Genomic DNA, 22,182 nt, shown 5'->3' with positions numbered 1-22,182 from the left:
TCTTAGGTACTACAACATGTTAAAAAAAATGAACAAGGGGCTACTGGGCCTGGCGCTGACCATGGGGATTACCTCCGTGCATGCGGCAGAACCTAAACACGTGGATGTACTGCTGATCGGCGGCGGCATCATGAGCGCTACACTGGGTGTATGGCTCAACGAGCTGGAACCCGGCATGTCCATGGAGATGATTGAACGTCTCGATGGCGTTGCCCTGGAAAGCTCCAACGGCTGGAACAACGCAGGTACCGGTCACTCCGCCCTGGCTGAGCTGAACTACACGCCGGAAGACAAGAACGGCAACGTTGAAATCCCGAAGGCCATTGAAATCAATGAAGCTTTCCAGGTATCGCGTCAGTTCTGGTCGTGGCAGGTCAAGAACGGCGTACTGAAAGATCCGCGCTCGTTTATCAACTCCACGCCGCACATGAGTTTTGTGTGGGGCGATGACAACATCAAGTTCTTGAAAAAGCGCTATGAAGCCCTGCAGGCCAGCCCTCTGTTCGCGGGCATGCAGTACTCCGAAGATCCAGTGCAGATCAAGAAGTGGGTTCCGTTGATGATGGAAGGGCGCGATCCCAACCAGAAAGTCGCGGCCACCTGGTCTCCGATCGGTACTGACGTGAATTTCGGCGAAATCACACGCCAGTTCGCGGCTTACCTGCAAACCAAGCCTAACTTCTCGCTGAAACTGTCGAGCGAAGTTGAAGACATCAAGCGCAATGAAGATGGTTCGTGGCGCGTGGTGTACAAAAACCTGAAAGATGGCAGCAAAACCGAAACTGACGCCAAGTTCGTCTTTATCGGCGCTGGCGGCGGTGCCCTGCACCTGCTGCAGAAGTCCGGCATTCCTGAAGCCAAGGAATACGCAGGCTTCCCGGTTGGCGGCTCGTTCCTGGTAACCGATAACCCGACTGTTGCCGAGCAGCATCTGGCCAAGGCCTACGGCAAGGCTTCGGTTGGTGCGCCACCGATGTCGGTTCCGCACCTGGACACCCGCGTGCTGGATGGCAAGCGCGTTATCCTGTTTGGCCCGTTCGCGACTTTCTCGACCAAGTTCCTGAAAGAAGGTTCGTACTTCGACCTGCTGACCAGCACCACCCCGCACAACATCTGGCCAATGACCAAAGTGGGTATCGAACAGTACCCACTGGTTGAATACCTGGCCGGCCAGCTGATGCTGTCGGACGAAGACCGCTTCAATGCGTTGAAAGAGTACTTCCCGAACGCCAAGTCCGAAGACTGGCGCCTGTGGCAGGCCGGTCAGCGCGTGCAGATCATCAAGCGTGACGAAGAGAAGGGCGGCGTGCTGAAACTCGGTACCGAGATTGTCAGCGCCAAAGATGGCAGCATCGCCGGTCTGCTGGGCGCATCCCCGGGTGCCTCCACGGCTGCACCGATCATGCTGACCGTGCTTGAAACCGTGTTCAAGGACAAGGTTGCAACACCGGAGTGGCAAGCGAAGCTGCACCAGATCGTGCCGAGCTATGGCACCAAGCTGAACGGCGATCCTGATCGCGTTGCCCAAGAGTGGGCCTACACGGCTGAAGTCCTGCAATTGACTCCACCACCGGCAATCCCGGCGGCAACTCACACTGCAACGCCTGCTACGGAGCCGGCAAAGCCTGCTCCAAGCAACCCAGCGGCTGACATGGCGCTGTAAAAAAACGGCCCCACCCGACGCTGCTCGGGTGGGGCTGCTTTATCTCGCGTTACCGCCTCGCTCAACCCCTTCGCAATACCTCACTGCGTCCCGAACAGGGCCGTCCAGTAAATTCCTGCATCACTTTTTGGGTCTACCGCGTAGGCTGCGCCCAGCTCGCGAAACCCGGGATTCATCACGTTGGCGCAATGACCAGGGCTGGCCAGCCAGCCGTCGACCAGCTTGCGCGTGGTGTCCTGCCCGGCGGCGATATTTTCACCGATCTGCTGCGCGATATAGCCCGCCAGTTCAGCGCGATCCCCCGGGGTGCTGCCATCGCGGCCCTTGTGATCGAAGTAGTTATTGTTGGCCATGTCCCGTGAATGACTCTCGGCAGCGCTAGCCAGGGTGGTGTTCCAGGTCAGGGGCGCGGCAGGACCGAAGGCCTGGGTGCCGCATTGGCGGGGTTGGTTACGGGCGCTGTTGAGCATCTCGAGGACTTTCTGGCCTTCGGCCTGCCAGTCTCCCAGGCGTGCCGCCAGCAGCGGACGGGCCAGAACGATGCGCCAGTCACGCTGGTCGTGGCTGACGCCGATATCGACAAATTGCGGGTCCAGCACCACGCGGCAAAAGCTTTCCTGCACGGCTTTCATGGCGGCCTGGGCGTCACGGGGGCCTGACAGGTTGATCGCCTGTACGTTGACCATCGGGTATGCCGCCTGTGCCAGGGCTTGCTGCAAATCGCCAAAACTGCTGGCCGGCAGCACCAGGCGGGTGTCGGCCGACAGTGGCGGCAACTCTTGCGAGGCCTGCCCTGCGCACAATTGAATCTGGCTGCGGTAAGCATTGATCGAGTCGATCAGTTGCGATTCTTCGCTGGCCACGGCGCCAGCGCTGAACACCAGACTCAGTGTCAAGGCGCCGAGACGGGGCAGGGTGAAGTGAGCGCGCATACGGGTTCCCTCTTAACGGAGTGCAACCATGATGCGTTATTTCGCCCCTTTAGTCTTTTGCCAGGGCCACAAAGGCTTTGGCCCGGGCGGTCAGTTGATCGATCTGGCGATCACGTTTCTTCTCGGCGTCGAGCATGGCCTTTTTGCCGTTGCGTTGCAGCAGGTAGGTATGGATCTGGCGCACTTCGGTGGACTGGTAGATCGCGGCGACGTCGAGCACGGCCATCAGGCCGTCGCTGCTATGGTCACGGGTGTTCATCAGCACTTGCGGGCCGCGGGTACCGATGACTTGCAGCCCCATTGCCTCGAATTCCGCAACCTTGGTCACACTGCAAGTCAGCTCGGTGTGAGGGTAGCGGCGCACGACTTCCTCGAGCATCGAACGGCTCACCCCCAGATGGCGGTGGCTGGCCAGCTCGGCCATATAGGCAATGCCGCAGGCCTGGGGGTCGTCCTTGAAAGGCAGGTACAAGGCGAAGCCCGTTACTTTTTCCGGGTCCTGGGCATCGGTGGCGACAATCAGCTCGACCGCAATGCCTTTGGTGCCGTCGAGTGCCTGCAGGTACAGATGCACTTCAAAGCCGATGGCGTACTGATAAATGCTGTACAGCAGATTGCTCGGGGCGATTTCCATCGCACTGATATCGCTCAGGTGATCGACCACGAGCTGCAGGATCTGGCTGTTGATCGGTTCGCTGACCGGGGAATCGAAATGGCTGAGGGTGGTCATGGGGATGGTTTCTATAGTGTGCCGCAGCACAATTCGTAGCAGCTGCCGAAGGCTGCGTCCGATTGCGAAGCGATCGTAAATGCGCAGTGCAAGGTTTATCTGGATAATCGCGGTGGCTGATTTTACGACGGCTTCGCCGCCGGACGCAGCCTTCGGCAGCTGCTACAAAATCAAAATCAGCTTCGCCGAGCTCAGCGCTGGCTCAACCAGAAGTCATGCAGCGCCCGGGCCGCAGGGGCAATGGCGGCAACGCTTTGCTGGTGGGCGGCAACGTCGAGGTCGTCGGGCAGTTCGAAGTTGTCCTGCTCGGCGCAGTCGGCGATGGCCTGGAGCAAGCGTGCTTGCGGCGCCGGAAGTGCTGGCCAGTTGCTGATGGCCACCGCACGTGTGTAACCAAAACACCATTCTTCCGCCAGGGTTACATCCTGGCCCAGATGTTCGGTCTGCTCGAAACGCGGAACAAATGCGCTGCTGTCCTCAGCCAGTTGCCGGGCCAGGGTATTGATATGGCGAACGCTCAGTTCGATGAACTGTTTGGCTTCCTCAGGCTTTTCCCAGGCCGGGTTCTGACCGCCCCAGATTGCCGGGAACCAGTCGGCGATATCGACCTGAGTCGGGCTTGAAACCAGTGCGGTGAAATAACCGTCGAGCTCCGAAGGGTTGAGCACGGAGTGATCGTCGCCGTATTTGAGCAGCGTGTTTTCGATCACGTCAAAGTCGCTGGCGTTCAGGGGTTGCGATTGCATGTTCGGGCTCCTTGGTGTGGCGGCAAAACGGGTGGTCTGCGGCAGACTCAGTCCACCGAAACAATAGACTCGAGTTCAAAGTATTTAAAGCCAGCCTTGGCCAGGGCTTTTTTCGCCTCTTGCTCGGCGTTGAATCGGCTCAAATCCTTGGAGTCATGGACAAACAGGCTTTCATCGCCGTCAAATACCTTGGTCACCCGCATGGTGACGCGCAGGACAGGCCCGCTGCGCTTTTTCGGCACAGGTGATGGCGCTTTGGCAGGTGCCGCAGCTTTTTTCGGAGCAGGGATGGTTTTGGCAGGAGCCGGTTCAACTTCAGGTTGAACCGGGGCAGCAGGCAGATCAAGGCCGAGCGCTCTGCGCATGTCGTCCTCGGTGAATCCGGCACTCATTGGTATGACTCAGTTAATTTAAAAGACGCGCTTATAGGGCAGAGATTCGGGTTATGGCAAGCGAATTTGTTCATATGCCGCAAAATATGACCTTTTCCGGGGTTAAAGCCCTTGTTCAGAGCCGATTTAGGGGTCGCTAAACAAGCCGTGACCATCCAGCAGTTTCCAGGCAATTTCAGGTCGTTTCTCCAGCGCCCGGCGGATGGCGGCCGGGATTGCCTGTCGGGTTTTTCGGCACAGGCCCGGTTGCTCGGCGAGGTGTATCGCAATGCCTCGCATGGTACGCACTTCTGTGACGCCGGGGTCGATCAGTACTTCAATGCCCAGTTGCTCGTGCATGCGGCGCTGCATATGTTCAAGATCGTCGAAGCTTTTCAGGTTTTCCAGCCGCTCGATCAGCACTTTCTCGGCCTGACGCGTGAGGTTGAGGATGCGCAGGTCGGTGCCAGGTGTCGCCAACAGTTGCTCCCGCTCGCAGATGCAGGCGCCGGGTGGGCAGGGTGAGCGCAGCGACGCAGAAGAAGTCATCAGGCTCAGCATAGCTGCCCCGGGATTTAGTCGTCCAGACGCAGGGCCATGATCACGGTGCGCTCGTCCCCATGGAACTCGTCGCGTACTTTCGCAAAGCCCAGTTGCGCGTAGAAGGACTCGGCCGTAAGCGAGGAGGGTACCCGCAGCTCTTGAATCTGCGCAACAATGGCCGCCTCCTTGATGCGTGCCATCAATTGCTGGCCTATGCCTCGGTCCTGATGGCCCGGATTGACGAACACACTGCGCACCACCGCGTGATCCAGGCTGGCAGTTCCCACTACATGGTGTTCGTGTACGGCCACGTACATCTGGCGCTGCTGCATCAACTTCAGAATCGAGGCCGGGCAGAAGTTCTGCCCGATCCGGGTGATCACCTCGGGGGAATAGTCCCGGGCATTGGATTCGCGCAAGGCGGCAATCACCACCTTGCTGATGGCCTGGGCATCGCCCGGTGTGGCGCGGCGAATCAGGTACTGCATACACACTCCTTTAGGTCATGCGTCAGCGCTGTTGGCCAGAATGGCGGCATACAGCAGGCGGTCAATGTTGGCGCCGCTCAGGATCAGTGCAACCCGGCGCCCTTTTTGCCTTGAGCGCTCGCTGATCAGGCCGGCCAGCGCGGCGGCGCCTGCGCCTTCAGCGGTGTTATGGGTGGTTTCATGGTAGACCCGAATCGCATGGGCGATCTGCTGGTCGGACACCCGAATCACCCGCGCCGCGCCCTTGGCAATAATTTCCAGCGCCTCGGGCAGCGGTTGGCGACAAGCCAGCCCGTCAGCAAACGTGTGGGCCGACTCGGTGCAGACCACACGGCCCTGCTCGACACTTTGCGCATAAGCATCGGCGTGCGCAGACACCACACCGACAATCTCGGTCTTCAGGCCCAGCAAGTCGCGGGCCTGGATCAGCCCGCAAATGCCCGAGCCCATGCCGATGGGGACATACACTGTGTCCAGTTCTTCCACTGCTTCTAGCAACTCCAGCGCATAAGTGGCCACGCCGCGAATCAGGTCGGGATGGAAGGCGGGGACCAGGTGCAATTTATAAGTGTGTGCCAGCACCGCCGCATGGGTGCGGGCCTCGTCAAAATCCTTGCCGCATTCAATCACGGTAGCGCCGAGGGCACGCATGGCGGCATTCTTTTCCACCGAGTTGCCTTCCGGCACCACGATCCGGATTGGAAGGCCTACGCTGCGCGCTGCCAGTGCGAGGCTCTGGCCGTGATTGCCGCGTGTGGCTGTGACCAGGCCTTTGGTGCCCGGTTCGCGGGCCAGCAACCCCTGCACATATAACAGGCCGCCGCGCACTTTGAAGGCACCGGTGGGCGTGTGGTTTTCATGCTTGACCCATACCGTGCAACCCATGCGTTCGGTCAGCAAAGGCCAGGCCAGTTGCGGTGTGGGCGCCAGGGTCTGGTGCACGGTATGGGCTGCAAGGCGAAGGGCATTCAAATCAAACATGGCACACCGTCATCGAGGGATTTGACTCGATTCTAGGCACGTCGCATTGTATGGGCCGACCCTTATATTGCATGGCCAACAATAAATGTGGATGCCAACCCTCAATGACACAGACCAGCCGCGCTATCTTGCGCTGGTCGATGCAATCACCCGGGCCATCGCCTGCGGCGAACTGCAACCCGGTGCACGTTTGCCACCCCAGCGGCGTCTGGCCTGGGCGCTGGGCTGGAACCCCAGTACCACGATGCAGGCTTATCGCGAGGCGGCCAGGCGGCATCTGGTTTCGGGTGAGGTAGGGCGTGGTACCTATGTGCTGGCCAGCAGCCAGGAGGCGACGCTGTTCAGGCTGCAACACGCCGATGAGCAGACACCCCGTATCGACCTGCGAACCAACCTGCCCGCCATTGACCATCTTGGCGAAGAGGATGGGTTGGCCTTGTCCTGGTTGCTCGACAGTAACCAGGCGATCCGCTTGCAGGGTTATTTGAGCGCTGCGGATCTGTTGCAGGCACGGGCACAGGGCGCGGCCTGGCTCAAGGGCCGCGGGCTGGACTTGAGCGTGGACAACATCATGCTCTGCACCGGCGCCCAGCAAGGGCTGTTTACGGTGCTGCTGTCGTTATGCCAGGCAGGCGATGCGGTACTGGTTGAAGCCTTTACTGCGCCGGGAATCAAGGCTGCCTGCGCACAGTTGCGTTTGCCCATGCATGGCGTCGCGATGGATCGGGAAGGGATCCTGGCGCAGGACTTTGACCGGATGATCCGCGCCACGGGTGCGCGGGTTGCCATACTGACCCCGACCCTGCAAAACCCGACTTCGGCGGTGATGAGCGTTGAGCGCAGGCTGGCGATTGCCGATATTGCCCGACGCCATGGTGTGCAGGTGATTGAAGACGATGTCTATGGTGCGCTGACCGATAGCCCGCCGTTGTACCGCTTTTTGCCCGAGCTCGCAGTGCTGGTCACCAGTTTGTCCAAGACCGTTGCGGCGGGAGTGCGCCTGGGCTGGATTGTGGCTAACCCACAGCTGCTGGCGCGTATTGATCCCTATGCGCAGTCGGCGCACTGGGGGGTATCGCCGCTGTGCCAGGCCATCGCCTGCCAATGGATCAGTGATGGCACAGCACAAGCGCGGCTGGAGTGGCAAACCCTGGAAGTGAGCCGGCGCTGGCGTCTGGCAAAAAAGTTTTTGGGGGCTGCGATGTATCAGACAGACACGCCATCACCGCATATCTGGGTGACTGTGGAAGACGGCGCCGAGGCGTGTCGCGCCGTTGGCGTTGAGGTGGTGCCGGCGGATGTATTTGCGGTGAAGTCCAGCGCTGGCCATGCGGTGCGCATCAGCCTGACGGCGGCTGCCAGTGTCCAGGCTTTGAAAGTGGCGCTGGAAAGGATTGCGGGTTTGCAGCCCTCTGCAGGAGGGAGAGGGAACAGGCCGCAACCAGCAAACAAACTTTAGCGTCTCCCAATCAAGTCCCCTCTCCCTGCCGCAGCGCGTTAGGGTGAGGGGCTTTTCATCTGGCTAACCAAGGAACCCCTATGCGCAGAGAAATCGGCTACTGGCACCGCGAAGGTCGCGAATTGTTCTACTACCTGGAATTCAAACCTGAAACCGCCGAGTTCTACCTGACCTGCGAACACACGCCCGCCGAAGGCGAGGGCAGTGTGCGCTCGGTATTGCTCAGTGAGGCTCGCGGCGAGCGCTACTACGAAGATGCGCTGTTGATCATCAAAGAGGAACTGTTCAAGCAATACACCCTCTGAAGGTTGCTGGCAAAACCTGCCACGCGCTGGTCACGCCGAGCATGGGCTTGTGCAAAGCACGGTTTTCCCTGCGGTTCACAGCCTGAAGTTCAGGGACTTCAAAGGCTGGGCTGAAGAAATCGATCAGGTGACCCGTTCGCCGGAATCCCTGGCCTTATCTTGGCACTTCGCTGAGCTGCAGGACCCAGGTAATCGCCTGCGCCTTGTCATCCCATACATATCTCAAATGCTGGCCCTGAACCGGTAGTGAAAGTGCTGGAGGGCGAAACGCAGCCACGCATTCGAGGCCGGTCAGGCGCACGCTGTTGTACAGCAGGCCCCAGGCGCCATCTGCCCGCAATGGCCGGGCGAAGGCCTGGGGCAGGCCATATCGGGCAGGTGAAGGATCGTGCAGTCGGGCAACGCCACGTATATCGATCATCGGCTTTACCACGCGATTGATATAGGTGCGCAGGGTGATTTCAATACTGGCTTCCCGGGTGGCCCGCCAGAATTGTTCCTGATGAAAGCAGGTCTCAGCAATGGCGGCCTCGAGGCTGTTGGCACAGTAGTACACACCATAAGTGCCATCGGTAAAACGACTGGCCCGGCCAATATGGGTAAAGGCGGCCATTATCGGCGTCGAGCCTTCGCCGCACAGACGGTCTTCTGGCGTTACCCGTTGCAGCACGCCTGCCTGGTCACGCAGGCGGTCATTGGTCAGGCTTTCGAGGGCGAAGGCGATTTCAAGATCTGCTGGATCCAGGGTGTCTTCAAATACCGAGATGGGCGGGAAGGCGCTATTGATGATGCGGTAAGCCTTGGTCCATTCAGGCAGCACTGCATCTGGCATCAGCCGCGTACTCCATCCAGATAACGACGCACGTCTGCCAGATCGACCACCTGACCGGCGAGCATGTAGCCCAGGGCGCTCTGGCCATTAAAGGGCGCTGCGGTGTTGGGTTTGTGTACCCATTCGTAGGCCCGCTCAGGCTTGTTGCTGAACAGGATGCGCAGAGCTTTGTGTACGCCCATCAAGTACGAAATGCGTTCCAGAGTGTCGTGGGGCAAGCGCACGTTTGGCAGTTTTTTGTATTTGAAGTAGGTGGTATTACCAATGGCGCCGAGCAGGGTGCACTGTTGATCCTTGGTGCAACCCCAGTGCTCCATCAGGCTGAAGAAAAAGGTCAGGGCAACACGACCTGCATCGCCGCTGGTGATGTCGGGCTCAGGATTTTGGGCGACTAGATGCATGACTGCCTCCGATACAGGTATAAATCCAGCCTACTCCGGATATGAATAAATTCAAGACGACCGTTCGTAACTGAATGTTTGCCCCAGTGGCCCGGCAGTGAGTTTTTGCCCCGTGGGGGATTGCCTGTGCGTTGGTCTGTCAGTCTTTGTCTGTCAGTGAAGTTTTCGTGCCGCTCCACGCTAAGCACACCGCCCGGGCATGATCTACGCTTTACTAATGAAGGCTTTCAAAGCTGGAATTTTCAATGCGTAGCCCATCTGAAAACAGCCTGCACACTGCGTTGAAAGCCTGCCGGGAAAGCTTTCTCTCCGTTGGTTTTTTCAGCTTCTTTATCAATGCGTTAATGCTGGTTCCCACGTTCTATATGTTGCAGGTCTATGGGCGCGTGATCACCAGCGGTAGCCTGACCACCCTCAGCATGTTGACGCTGATCATGACCGGTCTGGTGATCACCCTCGGCTGCCTTGAGTGGACCCGATCACGGATCATGGTCCGGGTCAGCAACCGCCTGGACATGCTGCTCAGCCGCCAGGTCTACAAGGCCAGTTTCAAGCGGGCCCTGGAAAGCGGCGGGATGGACGCCTCGGCCCAACCGCTGAATGACTTGACCGGCTTGCGTCAGTTTCTCTCCGGTAACGGCTTGTTTGCCTTTTTTGATGCCCCCTGGCTACCCATCTATATCGCCGTGATGTTTATGTTTCACCCCTGGTTTGGCTGGGTGGCGACGGGCAGTGCGCTGTTGTTGCTGTTGCTTGCGTTTGTTAATGAAAGATTGACCGGGCCGACGCTGGCCCAGGCCAACAAGGAGCATATTGGCGCTTCGCTCTACACCACGAAAAACCTGCGCAATGCCGAAGTCATCGAATCCATGGGCATGCTTGAAACCTTGATGGACCGTTGGTGGACCCGGCAAAAAAATGTGCTGTTGCTGCAATCCCGGGCCAGCGATAAAGGGGCCATGATCAGCACCCTGTCCAGGTCGTTCCGGATTCTGGTGCAATCGCTGATTCTCGGACTGGGGGCCTATCTGGCCGTTGATCATCAGGTGGGGGCAGGGCTGGTGTTTGCCGGGTCGGTGCTGCTGGGCCGGGCACTGGCACCCATTGATCTGATTATCGGCAGCTGGAAAGGCTTTATTGCGGCGCGCTCGCAGTACGCCCGGCTTAACGCGATCCTGGCCAGCCAACAGGCTCAGCCCGAGCGCATGTCATTACCGGCGCCCAAGGGCGACGTGCAGGTTGAGAACCTGACCGTTGCGGCTCCCGGCTCGAATATTGCCATCATCAAGAACATCAGTTTCAGTGTGCCGGCCGGTTGCGTGGTCGGCATTATCGGCCCCAGTGCGGCGGGCAAGTCTACCCTCGCCAGGGCGCTGCTGGGCATCTGGGCACCGCTGCAAGGTGTGGTGCGCCTGGATGGCGCGGATATCAGCGCCTGGGATAAACATGAACTGGGGCCCCATATCGGCTACTTGCCCCAGGACATCGAGCTGTTCGAAGGCAGCGTCAGCGACAACATTGCCCGTTTTACCCGGGTCGATTCCGAGAAAGTCATTCTTGCGGCCACCACGGCCGGTGTTCACGACATGATCCTGTTGTTGCCCGATGGTTACGACACCGTGATTGGTGGTGACGGCGTGGTACTTTCCGGCGGGCAGCGCCAGCGCATAGGGCTGGCTCGCGCCCTATACGGCAGCCCGCGGCTGATCATCCTCGATGAGCCCAATTCCAATCTCGACGAAGTCGGTGACCGAGCCCTGATAGCTGCCCTTCACAGGATCAGGCTGTCAGGTGCCACCCTGTTTGTGATTACCCATCGCACCAATATTGTGTCCCAGCTTGACCGGCTCATGGTGATGAGCAACGGCGGCCTCAGTCTGTTCGGGCCGCGTGAGCTCGTGCTGACGGAGCTCAACGCACAGCAGGCGCCAAAACAGACCATGCAGGCTGAAACCGCCATGGCTGCGGTGGCTAACGGCAAGGACGGTTCCGATGAACCCCATGATCCCAATTCCATCAACTGACAACTTTGCCGAACTGACCACTAGCGATCGAAAAATCCGACGCCTGGGTTTTGTCATTGTGGTGCTGACTTTCGGCGTGTTCGGCACCTGGGCTGCGTTCGCGCCGCTTGATGGCGCGGCCTATGCACCGGGTGTGGTGACCGTGCAGGCGTATCGCAAAACGGTACAGCACCTTGAAGGCGGCATCGTCAAAGAGGTGCTGGTACATGACGGTGATACCGTCAAACAGGATGACCCGCTGATCATTCTCGACGATACGCCGCTGCGCTTCGAATACCAGATGACCCGTGGGCAACTGATTGCCGCCAAAGCCATGGAAGCCCGGCTTGTGGCAGAGCGCGACAATCTGCCCGAGATTGCTTTTGCACCGCTGGCCACAGCCGACATCCAGCGGGGCGGCGAAGCGCGCCAGGGCGAAATCCGGGTATTCAACGCCCAGCGAGGCTCGCGCCTGGGGCAGATTGCCGTGCTGCAAGAGCGCATTGACCAGTTGAATGAACAGATCAATGGCACCCAGGCGATTATTGGCGCCAAGGGGCATCTGGACAGGTCCTACAGTGGTGAAATTGTCGAATTGACTGACCTGCTGGCCCAGGGCTTTGTCGACAAACAGCGTCTGCTCGAGCAGGAACGCAAGCGCCAACTGCTCAGGTCGGAAGTGGTCGAGCACCGTTCCGCAATCACCACCAGCCGCTTGCAGATCAATGAAACCCGGCTGCAGATCCTGCAGATCGACAAGGACTTCAATGCCGAAGTGGTCAAGCAACTGGCAGAGGTCCAGAGCAAAATTTACGACCTGCAGGAGCGCGCCAGCGCCCTGGAAGACCGCCTGGGCCATAGCGTGATTCGCGCCCCTGAAGCGGGCATGGTGATCGGCATGACCGTGCATACGATTGGCGGCGTGGTGCGCCCGGCGACCCCGTTGCTGGACATCGTGCCGTCAGTGTCGGGGCTGGTTATAGAGGCCCAGGTGGCGCCGGTGGACATTGATCGTGTTGCCATCGGCAGGCGTGCCGATATTCGTTTTGGCGCGTTCAACAGCGCCACCACACCGGTGATCGAAGGCGAGGTCAGCAGTGTTTCGGCAGACCGGCTGATCAATGAAAAAACCGGGGCCGGTTATTACCTCGCCCGGGTCAAGGTCACCAAAGCCGGTGAGCACACCCTGGGGGAACGCAAGTTGCTGCCGGGCATGCCGGCGGACGTGTTGATCATCACCGGGCAGCGCACTCTGCTGCACTACCTGATGCAACCGGCGCGCAATGCCCTCTCACAATCGATGATTGAGGAGTGATCATGCAAGTGACTGCACGCGTGCTGGGTGGTTTGTTCGGGCTTGCCGCGGGGGTTGCCCTTGCGCAAGGCGCAGTGCCGGCGGCGCAAGGGGTCAGCGCATCGACATTCACCACTGACCTGATGCAGTTGTATCGCGAGGCCCGTTTGCAGGATCCGCGAATATTGGCCTCCCGTGCGCGGGCGCAAGCAGGGCAGGAGTACCAGCGTGAAGCCATGGGCACCCTGTTGCCGCAGGTATCGCTCAACGCCGGGGTCAACCGGATTCACCAGGAAAACGAACTGGTGCAGCAGAGTTTCGACAGTGAAGTCTACAGTCTGGTATTGCGTCAGTATCTGTACAACAAGTCCACCTGGGAGAATTACCAGAAGTTCAAAAGCATGGCCAAACAGTCCGATTCCGAAGCCCTGGAGGCTCAGTCCGAGGCCACGGTGGAGCTGGCCCGGCGGTACTTCACGGTATTGGCCGCCGAAGATGAATTCGAACTGATTCAGGCCGAGCTGCGTACCACGCAAAAAAGCCTGGACCGGGTCAACGCGCTGTACGCCAAACAGCTGGCCTTGATTACCGATCAGCTGGACCTCAAGGCCCGTGTCGACGGCCTGGCGGCGCAGGTCCTGGATGCCCGTAACCAGGTCAGCGTCAGTCGCGCGGCGCTGGCCGAGATCGTCGGACGGCCGGTCAAGGAGAAGCTCAGTCGCGTGCGCGACGATGTGCAGTTACGGGTTTCGACGCAGAGCCTGGAAAGCTGGGTGCGCGAAGGGGTTGCGCAAAACCCGGCACTCAAGGCCAATGAAAGCGGGGTAGAGGTGGCTGGCGCGGCCTTGCGTAGCGGCAAGGGCGGGCACTATCCGACTCTGAGCCTGACCCTCAGCGCGCAGCAGTCCAACGAAGGCTATAACAATGCCCTGGTGCCGCGCACCGACAGTTATGTGGCCGGGATCGGCCTGCAGGTACCGATATACAGCGGCGGCTCGACCTCGGCACGGGTGCGCGGGCTGTATCAGGATCAGATCGCGGCCGAGCAACAGCTGGAGTCGGTACAGCGGCGGGTGGTCAAGGAAATCACCAGCGCCTACCTGACGGCCGATACCAGCGCAGAGAAGATCAGTGCCAGTCGCCATGCCCTGGCTTCGGCACAGCTGTCCAGAGCCGCTGCAGAAAAAGCGTTCGGTTACGGGATGGTGAATGCCGTCGATGTGCTGACCAGTGTGCGTAACGAATACCGGGCTCATCGGGATTTGCTCAAGACCCAGTACGACTTCGTCACCAATGTCATTACGCTCAATCGCTGGGCGGGCAAGCCACCTGGTGAAAGTGTCGCAAGCGTGAATCTGTGGCTGAATCCTGGCAGTCCGGCGGCGGACATTGCGGATCCGCGATAACGCCATTTAATTGACCTTGTGCTTATCTGTTAACCTGGCGTTACACCATCTGTCTGTTTTTTTGACACGCATGATGCCTGTCATACATGCCACGTCCCCCCGGCAGCACGCCTAAGGCCTTGATTTGCGTGGTCTGCTGGCCGCATGCGGGAATAAACACGAGGTGTCTGATAAAAAAACTCATTGCCCGATTGCCGTTCTGGCAGGCGGGGCAGCACGCAGGTCTATCCTAGACTTACCAGACAGCCCGAGGAAGAACATCAACAGGCGCAAGCTATTGATAAGTACTCCTGATTGTTTTTGCTTCTACTCGAACGGGCAGCGGGTAGAGGTGATTGATGGTTCAAGGGAGTCAGGAAGGTAATGCCCCCCCTCAGAAAACCCATACGTGTGATGCTGATCGACTGTCGCCCGCTTGTTCTCAGAGGTCTTCACGACTTGATCAATGCCAGGAAGCCTCAAATGGAAGTGAGTGGCCAGGCCACCACCTATACCCATGCGCTTGACCTTGCCGATCAGTTACGACCCCATGTCATATTTTTTAGCTTCTTTCCGGACGCGCTGAACCCGCTGGCGGTCATCACCCAACTCACCCGCAGTACCGGGATTAAAGTGCTGGTGCTCAAAGGGCTGTACGAGGTCATACCCGCAACCCAGGCAATGGAAGCGGGTGCTCGTGGCATCGTACTGGCGGAAGACCCGACCGAGTCGATCATCCTTGCCATCATCAAGGTCCACCATCGAGACACCGGGCTCAACAGGGCCTGGACCGGCGGCCTGTGTGACTATGCTGCGAGCGGGCATACGGCCTTGAAACACAATCTGGAACTGGAGAAACAATCGCGTCTGACCTTGCGCGAAAGAGAGCTGATTCGCGCCATCGTGGGTGAGCCCTCGGCCAAGTACATGAGCATCGCCGGAAGCCTGGGCATCAGCGAGCACACCGTGCATAACCATCTGAGCAACATTTACCAGAAGCTTGACCTGATCAACCGTACGGACTTGCTGATGTACGCAATCAAGCACGGGTTGTTTGACAGCAAATAAAGGCCCGACAAAAAAGGCCTGGCTCCTTGTGGGAGCCAGGCCTTTTTACCTGCTGCGACATTTACACAATGTCAGTCGGGGCTATATCCGTCACACCCACCAACTTGATAATACCGGTGATCCCCGTGCCATCACCGTCGTATGCCAGATAGCCGTCGCCTCCAACGACGCCAAAGTAGTAGTTGGTGGTGCCATTGAGCGCCGTATCGGCGGCGGTAATAAAGGCTGCCACGTTGGCCGCGGGGGCCGCCACTTCCATATAGTTCGCCCCTGTGCCTGCGGTCGGGAAGTTCAGCGTGTCCACCCCGGAAGTGAAGCCGGAGGAGATCACTGTCGTTGCCGCAGTCAGTGAGCTATCGGTATCCAGGCCGCTGAAGTTGAAGGTGTCGGCCCCCACACCACCGGTGAAGGTTTTGTCCCCTTCGATGGTCACATTCAGGGTCTGGGCTGCGGTTGAATCGGCATCCGCATCCGTCACCACGACGTTGAAGGCCAGATGGGCATCCGGGGTGGTCGAGGTGACAAAACCCAGGTCAGTGATCTTGATCACATCGCCATCCCAGGTTCCCGCTTCACCGGCTTCTACAGGGTTGCTTTTACTGCCCTCGCCGGACTCGTTGCTGAAGGTCAAGGTGCTGCCGGTACTGACCCCGCTGACGCCCACATTGCCATTGAGGTTGTAGCCGCTACCGCTGACACCCTCGGTGGAATCCAGCACCTGCAGGCCCTGGATCAGGTAGTTCTCGCTGCCGAAGTTGTAGTCGTTGCTCTCGATAATCACCGCACCGTCGTTCTGATCCAGGGTGATCCCGTAGGCTGCGGGGTTGGCAATCGGATGGAAGTTATTGGGGGAAGTCGAGGCGTTTTTTATGATGATGTCTTCGCTGTCGACAATGATCGCCCGGGTGATCTGGCTGTTGTCGTCAGGATCGATAAGCTTGAGCACCAGTACCAGGTCCTCGCTGCCGATGCCGTCGAACTTGACGTAGATCCCTTTGCTGGTGGCTGTGGGCGCTGCGGCTGTATCACCGAACGGGCTGGCGGTGAAGAAGTCCAGGTCCATTACCTCGCCTTGCTGGATGGTGTCACCGGCCACGCCGGCGGCGGTCCCGGAAACACTGACCCAGGAGGTTGCGGCAGAGAACAGCTCACCGGGGACGAAGGCGCTGTTGCCACCGGCCATGATGTTATTGGCACCGGTGCCTGAACCCTGTTCGGCGAAACCGCTGAACTGCACAAAGAAGTCGTCGGCCAGCTTGGCCACCGACACCGGCGGTTGCTGGTTGATCGGCGTTGTGCCGCCAATGTTGTAGCCGGTGAAGCCTTGTGCTGCGGAGGTTTTCAGGATGCTGAAGCTGTCGATATCGTCCGTCAGGCTCAGGGTGTAGGTGTCTGCCACCTTGTCAAAGGTCATGGTGCCGGTTGCGTTGGTCAGCGCGCCCAGCGTCGGGTTGTTGGAAACATAGGTGAAGGAGAGGTTGAACACCGCACTGGTGTCTGACTCCGAGGCCCATGTCACCACTTTGTTGCTGATGGCGGTGGTGCCCACCGTGCTGTCTCCCATGCTCACGGACAGGTCGCTGTTTGCAGAGCTGTAGACCGTTCCCAGGCGCTCATCCGCGCCGATGTCATAGGCAAATACGCCAGTGCCGCCTGGAGTCGGGTTGCTGGCGTTGGCATAGACCACATTGGACTTGGCGGTGACCACGGGCGAGTCGTCATCCACGGTAATCAGCAGGCCGTTGGCGGCGGCCGTGATGCTGTCGCCGTCATAGTCCGTGGCGTTGATTGCAGTGCCCAGAGCGATGTTCAGATCGTTCTCGTTCAGGCCGGCGGCATGGTCGAGTTGATCGAGCAGCATAAAGGCATAGGCCCCTGTCGCCGCTTGCACGCTGAAGGTGAACACCGAATTGCCGGCCCCGGCAGAAGCGGTCAGCAACCAGGTGTTACTGCCCGCGTCATAGGCAGTGGCATAGGTCACCGTGACCCCGCCGCTTTTCAGGCCCAGGGTTGACAGGCCATTGGTGGTCAGGGAGTAACTCAGCGGCTCGTCTGCGCCGGACTGGAACAGGGCGCTGACATTGCCGCTGGCCAATACGATTTCCCCGGCGACGTCCCCGGTACCGCCCGGGATACCATCACCGGGGCCAGAGTCGGCCGCGCCTTCAAGTACACCGTCTTCGTCCACCGTGGCGGTGAGCAGATTGATCGATGCGAGTGGCGTGTCGTCATCCACCGTGATCACCAGGCCATCGGCCGCTGCCGTCACGCTGTCGCCGTCAAAGTCGGTGGCGTTGAGGGTCGTGCCGAGGGCGATGGTCAGATCATTCTCGTTCAGGCCGGCGGCATGGTCGAGTTGATCCACCAGAGTAAAGGCATAAGCGCCGGTTGCAGCGTGTAGGCTGAAGGTGAACACCGTATTGCCAGCTCCGGCCGAGGCCGTCAGCAGCCAGGTGTTGCTGCCTGGGTCAAAGGCGACCGCGTAAGTGACGGCCACGCCGCCGCTCATCAGGCCCAGTGCTGCCATGCCGGTGGTGGTCAGCGAATAGCTCAGGGCTTCGTCTGCACCCGACTGGAACAGGGTACTGACATTGCCGCTGGCCAATACGGTTTCCCCGGCCACATCCCCGCTACCACCGGCGATGCCATCGCCGGGGCCGGCGTTAGCCGTGCCTTCCACCACACCGTCTTCGTCCACCGTACCGGTGAGCTGATTGATGGAAGCGATCGGTGAATCGTCGTTCACCGTAATCACCAGGCCATTGGCCGCTGCGGTCACGCTGTCGCCGTCAAAATCAGTGGCATTGACGGCAGTGCCGAGGGCAATGCTCAGATCGTTTTCGTTCAGGCCGGCGGCATGATCGAGTTGATCCACCAGGGTAAAGGCATAGGCGCCGGTTGCGGCGTGCAGGCTGAACGTGAACACCGTATTGCCTGCTCCGGCCGAGGCCGTGAGCTGCCAGGTGTTGCTGCCTGCGTCAAAGGCGACCGCATAGCTGACAGCCACGCCGCTGCTTTGCAGACCCAGGGCCGCCATGCCATTGGTGGTCAGCGAGTAGCTCAGCGCTTCGTCCGCGCCGGACTGGAACAGGGTGCTGACGTTGCCGCTGGCCAATACGATTTCCCCGGCCACATCCCCGGTACCACCGGCGATACCATCGCCGGGGCCGGCGTTAGCCGTGCCTTCCACCACACCGTCCTCGTCCACGCTGCCGGTGAGCTGATTGACTGTGGCGACAGGGGTATCATCGTTCACCGTGATCACCAGGCCGTTGGCGGCTGCCGTTACCGTGTCGCCATCAAAGTCGGTAGCGTTGATGGCGGTGCCAAGGGCGATGGTCAGATCGTTCTCGTTCAGGCCGGCGGCATGATCGAGTTGATCCACCAGGGTAAAGGCATAGGCGCCAGTGCTTGTGTGCAGACTGAAAGTGAACACCGTATTGCCTGCTCCGGCTGATGCAGTGAGCAGCCAGGTGCTGCTGATGGCATCAAAGGCGACCGCATAGGTGACGGTCACTCCGGCGCTTTTCAGCCCCAGGGCTGACAGGCCATTGGTGGTCAGCGAATAGCTCAGTGGCTCGTCCGCACCGGAGGCAAACAGGGTACTGACATTGCCGCTGGCAAGCACGATCTCCCCGGCCACATCACCTGTGCCGCCTGCGATACCATCACCGGGACCAGCGTTAGCCGCACCTTCGAGCACACCGTCTTCGTCCACCGTCCCCGTGAGTGGGTTCAGTGTGGCGATCGGGGTGTCGTCATCCACGGTGATTACCAGTTTCTGCGCCGTAGCGGTGACCGAGTCACCATCCTTGTCGGTGACCTTGAACACCGAACCCAACTGCAGCAGCAGTTCGTTTTCGCTGTTGTCGCCACCCACGGTATCCGGGTGGTCGAGTTGATCGAGAAGGGTGAAGGTATAGCTGCCGTCAGAGGTATTGGTCAGCTCCAGCTTGAACACCGCGCGGTCAGTGGCGGCGACGTATTCAGCAGCGGCACCGACATAGCCCCACAGGGTGTTGCCGATCACGTCATATTTAACCGCCTCGCCCTTGGAGGCCAGCGCCACCGCAGTCGCGGCGCTGTCAACTACTTGCACGGCGGAAGTGTCGTTGGACAAGGAGTAGCTTGCCGGCGCATCAGTACCGGATGTGAATACAGTGGCCACAGTGCCTGAGGCCGATGCCGGAACCAGCAGGCCCGCGTCGCCGACACCGCCATCGATGCCGCCAATCAGACTGTCTTCATCCACCAGTGCCGTTACCGGCAGCCCCGCGGCGGCAGGGCCGTCGTCTTCAAAGTTAAACAGGCTGCCGACTTCCTGAGGCACGGCCACCACATTGGGCAGATGGAAACCGCCGATATCGAACGTGGAGTTGCCGGTGCCGCTGTTTTCAATTACCACGCGATTGTGGGTGCCATCAACGGTGTATTGCAGGGAGAAGTTGGCTTCGAAGCCGACAATCGTTGCGGTGCGGTCAAGGCCGCCATTGCTGGTGTTGAAGGTCACACTGATGCTGCCTAGCGTGGTGTTGGTCGTGACCCCGGTCAGACCGGCGATGGCAACACCATTGGCACCGATCACCGTGATACTGGCGATATAGCCAAGATTGTCTGCCCCGTTTACCGCATGCCCATTACCGTCAAGCAGGCCGTCATAGTAAGCCGATCCGACCTCCAGGCCGGTGGTAAAGGCGCTGATAGTGGCCGCACAGGTTTTCGGGGGGGTGGCCTGGGCGATGACAATGGTTGCGCCGCTTGCCGCGAAGAGCCCGCCAAACAGGATGTTGCTTTCGTTGGTCGCCTCACCATGGGTCAGGTCTGGCACGGTGTAACGCGCGTCCGGGTTGCTCACAAAACTGAAGATCATGCCTTCGCCAGCCTTGATCCCCTGGCTGTTGGTGCCGATGGTGGTAGGGCCGGCACCCTGGCTGGTATTGACGGTGTCAGCCTGATTGGCGGGTACCTGATCCGGATCCATGCCGGTAACGATCAGGCCTGTGGTGCTGCCACCTGCCTTGAACATCAGAAAGCCGTTCTGCCCGGAGGGCAAACCGGCGAAATCAAAAGCCAGATCCTGGCTGGCGGTTACCCAGAGGTGGTTGGTCATGTCGACCACATCATCGGGGTTGGCGGTGTCCGGGTGCAGCAGCGGTTCTTGCTGCACCATCCAGACCTTGGCCCCGGCTGCGGTTTCCTCCAGATAGGCAGCAAAAATAAGAGTGCCGCCCGGATCTGCCAGGTCGTCCTCGGGTGCGGGTGTCGCCCCTTCAGTGCCAGCACGGCCCAGCACGATATTGTTGGTCGTGTCCGTATAAAGAAAGATTCTGGTGCCATCGATGGTATACAGGCCGCTCCAGTCCGAGCCGCTGTTGGCGTTGGTCGGGTCGCCCAGCGCCTTGCCCTGGGCATCGGTAAAGGCCAGGTCCGCGTAGGTACCGGTGATGGTGATCAGGTCGGCACCGCTGTTGCCGGCGGCGCCGGTATAGCCACTCAGCGCCGCATTCTTGACCGGTGTGGCGCCCAGCAGAGTGAACAGACGGGACTCGAATGCGAAGGGCAGGTCGCCGGTATCATCGGTACCATTAATGGCCGCGACGGGGATGTCGTTATCGTTGATATCTTCGATATCGGTGGAGGTGGCGGCGTTCTGCAAACCGCTCGTTTCATCGACCGTGATACTGCTGTTCAAGATGATAGCCATGACGCTCTCCTGGCTGATTCCGGTCACAGAGCTGACCGCTGGGGATTTATTGCGACAGATCTCAACTATGGGTTTGTGCGTCAGGTTGCGCATCGGCCGATACTCCCAGGCGGTCTGGGAGTATCGGCCTATCAGGGAGGGGAAGCAGGAGAGCTGAGGCAGGAGCTTTTTCACCTGCCTACGGTTAGCATTGCGCCTTATAAATACACAAGAAACGGATCGAATCTTGACCGAACGACGTCAATTCAGCACCGGCATGAAGGGCAAGAACCTTCGCTACCTCAAAGACAGTGCCATAGAGCCAGGGCCCATGGTGCGTACCGGTTTTGTGTTGCTGGAGCATTTCTCGCTGCCGGCCTTCACCCAGGCGCTGGACACCATCATTACCGCCAACCTGCTGCGTGCCGGTTTGTTTTCTTCGCGCACCTATGGCTTGAGCGACGGTGAGGTGGTCAGCGATCTGGGCCTGGTGATCCGCCCCGATGCGTGTATTGATCCGGCGATGATCCATGAACTGGACCTGCTGGTGATCTGCGGGGGTTACCGGACCGAGTTGAAGCTCAACGATGAGTTGAGCAGCCTGCTCAGGACGGCTGCGCGTGCGGGTATCACGCTGGGCGGGTTATGGAACGGCGCCTGGTTTCTCGCCAGTGCCGGGGTGCTGGACGGTTATCGTTGCGCAATCCACCCAGAGCATCGCCCGGCACTGACCGAAGTGGCCAAGGCAGCGCAGGTCACCAGCGAACCCTATGTTATCGATCGTGACCGGATGACCGCCTCCAGTCCTGCCGGAGCCTTCCAGATGGCTCTGGGCTGGATCAAGAGCCTGCATGACAAGGCACTGGTGGAAGGCATCGAGGATATTCTGGCATTTGAGGAATCACGCTACCGACGGATCAAACCGGCGGAAAATATCTGCGTCAGTGCGCCCTTGCGCGAAGTGGTCAAGCTGATGGACGCCAACCTCGAGGACCCTCTGGAGCTTGAACAGCTTGCGGTTTATGTCGGCCGGTCCCGACGTCAGCTCGAGCGTCTGTTCAAGGAGCAACTGGGTACCACGCCGCAGCGCTATTACCTGGAACTGCGCATCACTGAAGCGCGGCGGTTGCTGCAGCACACCGAGCTGTCTCAAGTCGATGTTTTGGTGGCATGCGGGTTTGTCTCGCCCAGTCATTTCAGCAAGTGCTACAGCGCCTATTTCGGCTATCGACCATCCAAGGAAGTGCGCCTGGTCAAATAACTCAGCCCGGCACAGTGCCGATCCTTGACTATGCTGT

18 protein-coding genes are annotated in these 22,182 nt (G+C 59.6%); 8 read left to right on the top strand and 10 right to left on the bottom strand.

What is annotated here, in order from left to right:
• The first annotated feature begins 16 nt into the window (after window positions 1–16).
• Window positions 17–1,663 carry a malate dehydrogenase (quinone) gene (mqo, locus tag FHL07_RS02570; RefSeq protein WP_095000450.1) on the top strand — a complete coding sequence of 549 codons (1,647 nt, stop codon included), beginning with the start codon at window positions 17–19 and terminating at the stop codon, window positions 1,661–1,663.
• A gap of 80 nt (window positions 1,664–1,743) precedes the next feature.
• Here mqo and FHL07_RS02565 read toward each other — a convergent pair whose 3' ends face one another.
• The 7 genes from FHL07_RS02565 to FHL07_RS02535 form a co-directional block, all read right to left on the bottom strand.
• Window positions 1,744–2,595 (bottom strand): CAP domain-containing protein, encoded by an 852-nt coding sequence (locus FHL07_RS02565; protein WP_095000449.1) that lies wholly within the window; start codon window positions 2,593–2,595, stop codon window positions 1,744–1,746.
• A 49-nt stretch (window positions 2,596–2,644) separates the two neighbouring features.
• The gene (locus FHL07_RS02560) at window positions 2,645–3,325 is read right to left on the bottom strand and encodes a GNAT family N-acetyltransferase (protein WP_138738058.1); all 681 of its coding nucleotides are present in this window, start codon (window positions 3,323–3,325) and stop codon (window positions 2,645–2,647) included.
• A 191-nt stretch (window positions 3,326–3,516) separates the two neighbouring features.
• Window positions 3,517–4,071: a UPF0149 family protein gene (locus tag FHL07_RS02555; protein ID WP_138738057.1), complete on the bottom strand. Its 555-nt coding sequence runs from the start codon at window positions 4,069–4,071 to the stop codon at window positions 3,517–3,519.
• Between the two features lie 47 nt (window positions 4,072–4,118).
• A complete protein-coding gene (locus tag FHL07_RS02550; protein ID WP_095000446.1) occupies window positions 4,119–4,463 on the bottom strand; it encodes a hypothetical protein in 345 nt (114 codons plus the stop codon).
• 126 nt (window positions 4,464–4,589) lie between these two features.
• The gene (locus FHL07_RS02545; protein ID WP_095000642.1) at window positions 4,590–4,991 is read right to left on the bottom strand and encodes a hypothetical protein; all 402 of its coding nucleotides are present in this window, start codon (window positions 4,989–4,991) and stop codon (window positions 4,590–4,592) included.
• Window positions 4,992–5,017: 26 nt separating this feature from the next.
• Window positions 5,018–5,473 carry a GNAT family N-acetyltransferase gene (locus tag FHL07_RS02540; RefSeq protein ID WP_138738056.1) on the bottom strand — a complete coding sequence of 152 codons (456 nt, stop codon included), beginning with the start codon at window positions 5,471–5,473 and terminating at the stop codon, window positions 5,018–5,020.
• 15 nt (window positions 5,474–5,488) lie between these two features.
• Window positions 5,489–6,454, bottom strand: coding sequence for a threonine dehydratase (locus tag FHL07_RS02535; RefSeq protein ID WP_095000444.1), 966 nt, complete (start codon window positions 6,452–6,454; stop codon window positions 5,489–5,491).
• Window positions 6,455–6,539: 85 nt separating this feature from the next.
• Here FHL07_RS02535 and FHL07_RS02530 point away from each other — a divergent pair, with 85 nt between their 5' ends.
• Together FHL07_RS02530 and FHL07_RS02525 are read left to right on the top strand one after the other, a co-directional pair.
• The gene (locus FHL07_RS02530) at window positions 6,540–7,913 is read left to right on the top strand and encodes an aminotransferase-like domain-containing protein (protein WP_095020051.1); all 1,374 of its coding nucleotides are present in this window, start codon (window positions 6,540–6,542) and stop codon (window positions 7,911–7,913) included.
• 80 nt (window positions 7,914–7,993) lie between these two features.
• Window positions 7,994–8,218, top strand: a complete 225-nt coding sequence (locus FHL07_RS02525; RefSeq protein WP_095000442.1) for a hypothetical protein — start codon at window positions 7,994–7,996, stop codon at window positions 8,216–8,218.
• 154 nt (window positions 8,219–8,372) lie between these two features.
• Here the strand turns inward: FHL07_RS02525 and FHL07_RS02520 are convergent, their stop codons facing one another.
• Complete coding sequence (locus FHL07_RS02520; protein WP_138738055.1) at window positions 8,373–9,050, bottom strand: RES family NAD+ phosphorylase; 678 nt, start codon at window positions 9,048–9,050, stop codon at window positions 8,373–8,375.
• Window positions 9,050–9,451 (bottom strand): MbcA/ParS/Xre antitoxin family protein, encoded by a 402-nt coding sequence (locus FHL07_RS02515; RefSeq protein WP_095000440.1) that lies wholly within the window; start codon window positions 9,449–9,451, stop codon window positions 9,050–9,052. The genes FHL07_RS02520 and FHL07_RS02515 overlap by 1 nt, the downstream gene beginning before the upstream one ends.
• Window positions 9,452–9,696: 245 nt before the next feature.
• Here FHL07_RS02515 and FHL07_RS02510 point away from each other — a divergent pair, with 245 nt between their 5' ends.
• The 4 genes from FHL07_RS02510 to FHL07_RS02495 all read left to right on the top strand — a co-directional run bounded on the left by FHL07_RS02510 (window position 9,697) and on the right by FHL07_RS02495 (window position 15,201).
• Window positions 9,697–11,475 carry a type I secretion system permease/ATPase gene (locus FHL07_RS02510; protein ID WP_095024756.1) on the top strand — a complete coding sequence of 593 codons (1,779 nt, stop codon included), beginning with the start codon at window positions 9,697–9,699 and terminating at the stop codon, window positions 11,473–11,475.
• On the top strand, window positions 11,444–12,769 hold the full coding sequence (locus FHL07_RS02505; protein ID WP_130871566.1) for an HlyD family type I secretion periplasmic adaptor subunit: 1,326 nt from the start codon (window positions 11,444–11,446) through the stop codon (window positions 12,767–12,769). Before FHL07_RS02510 ends, FHL07_RS02505 begins: the two co-directional genes overlap by 32 nt.
• 2 nt (window positions 12,770–12,771) lie before the next feature.
• A complete protein-coding gene (locus tag FHL07_RS02500; protein WP_138738054.1) occupies window positions 12,772–14,154 on the top strand; it encodes a TolC family outer membrane protein in 1,383 nt (460 codons plus the stop codon).
• Window positions 14,155–14,517: 363 nt separating this feature from the next.
• Window positions 14,518–15,201, top strand: a complete 684-nt coding sequence (locus tag FHL07_RS02495) for a response regulator transcription factor (protein WP_095000436.1) — start codon at window positions 14,518–14,520, stop codon at window positions 15,199–15,201.
• A 61-nt stretch (window positions 15,202–15,262) separates the two neighbouring features.
• On the opposite strand, the gene FHL07_RS02490 is transcribed toward FHL07_RS02495, so the two are convergent.
• Complete coding sequence (locus FHL07_RS02490) at window positions 15,263–20,905, bottom strand: beta strand repeat-containing protein (RefSeq protein ID WP_178084363.1); 5,643 nt, start codon at window positions 20,903–20,905, stop codon at window positions 15,263–15,265.
• 226 nt (window positions 20,906–21,131) lie between these two features.
• On the opposite strand from FHL07_RS02490, the gene FHL07_RS02485 reads away from it, so the two are divergent.
• Window positions 21,132–22,145 (top strand): GlxA family transcriptional regulator, encoded by a 1,014-nt coding sequence (locus tag FHL07_RS02485; protein WP_169917002.1) that lies wholly within the window; start codon window positions 21,132–21,134, stop codon window positions 22,143–22,145.
• Window positions 22,146–22,182 lie beyond the last annotated feature (37 nt).

This window comes from Pseudomonas sp. FSL W7-0098 (assembly GCF_005930585.1).
GTDB classification, from domain to species: Bacteria; Pseudomonadota; Gammaproteobacteria; order Pseudomonadales; family Pseudomonadaceae; genus Aquipseudomonas; species Aquipseudomonas bubulae.
Note: the sequence above shows the minus strand (reverse complement) of the source record. Positions and strands in the feature narration are given on the sequence as shown.

What these genes read in the sequence shown, in the direction of transcription:
- FHL07_RS02530 (WP_095020051.1), top strand. Translation starts at nt 6,540, where the DNA reads ATGTGGATGCCAACCCTCAATGACACAGACCAGCCGCGCTATCTTGCG.
- FHL07_RS02520 (WP_138738055.1), bottom strand. Translation starts at nt 9,050, where the DNA reads ATGCCAGATGCAGTGCTGCCTGAATGGACCAAGGCTTACCGCATCATC.
- FHL07_RS02540 (WP_138738056.1), bottom strand. Translation starts at nt 5,473, where the DNA reads ATGCAGTACCTGATTCGCCGCGCCACACCGGGCGATGCCCAGGCCATC.
- FHL07_RS02535 (WP_095000444.1), bottom strand. Translation starts at nt 6,454, where the DNA reads ATGTTTGATTTGAATGCCCTTCGCCTTGCAGCCCATACCGTGCACCAG.
- FHL07_RS02545 (WP_095000642.1), bottom strand. Translation starts at nt 4,991, where the DNA reads ATGACTTCTTCTGCGTCGCTGCGCTCACCCTGCCCACCCGGCGCCTGC.
- FHL07_RS02490 (WP_178084363.1), bottom strand. Translation starts at nt 20,905, where the DNA reads ATGGCTATCATCTTGAACAGCAGTATCACGGTCGATGAAACGAGCGGT.
- FHL07_RS02510 (WP_095024756.1), top strand. Translation starts at nt 9,697, where the DNA reads ATGCGTAGCCCATCTGAAAACAGCCTGCACACTGCGTTGAAAGCCTGC.
- FHL07_RS02505 (WP_130871566.1), top strand. Translation starts at nt 11,444, where the DNA reads ATGAACCCCATGATCCCAATTCCATCAACTGACAACTTTGCCGAACTG.
- FHL07_RS02560 (WP_138738058.1), bottom strand. Translation starts at nt 3,325, where the DNA reads ATGACCACCCTCAGCCATTTCGATTCCCCGGTCAGCGAACCGATCAAC.
- FHL07_RS02500 (WP_138738054.1), top strand. Translation starts at nt 12,772, where the DNA reads ATGCAAGTGACTGCACGCGTGCTGGGTGGTTTGTTCGGGCTTGCCGCG.
- mqo (WP_095000450.1), top strand. Translation starts at nt 17, where the DNA reads ATGTTAAAAAAAATGAACAAGGGGCTACTGGGCCTGGCGCTGACCATG.
- FHL07_RS02555 (WP_138738057.1), bottom strand. Translation starts at nt 4,071, where the DNA reads ATGCAATCGCAACCCCTGAACGCCAGCGACTTTGACGTGATCGAAAAC.
- FHL07_RS02550 (WP_095000446.1), bottom strand. Translation starts at nt 4,463, where the DNA reads ATGAGTGCCGGATTCACCGAGGACGACATGCGCAGAGCGCTCGGCCTT.
- FHL07_RS02565 (WP_095000449.1), bottom strand. Translation starts at nt 2,595, where the DNA reads ATGCGCGCTCACTTCACCCTGCCCCGTCTCGGCGCCTTGACACTGAGT.
- FHL07_RS02495 (WP_095000436.1), top strand. Translation starts at nt 14,518, where the DNA reads ATGCCCCCCCTCAGAAAACCCATACGTGTGATGCTGATCGACTGTCGC.
- FHL07_RS02515 (WP_095000440.1), bottom strand. Translation starts at nt 9,451, where the DNA reads ATGCATCTAGTCGCCCAAAATCCTGAGCCCGACATCACCAGCGGCGAT.
- FHL07_RS02525 (WP_095000442.1), top strand. Translation starts at nt 7,994, where the DNA reads ATGCGCAGAGAAATCGGCTACTGGCACCGCGAAGGTCGCGAATTGTTC.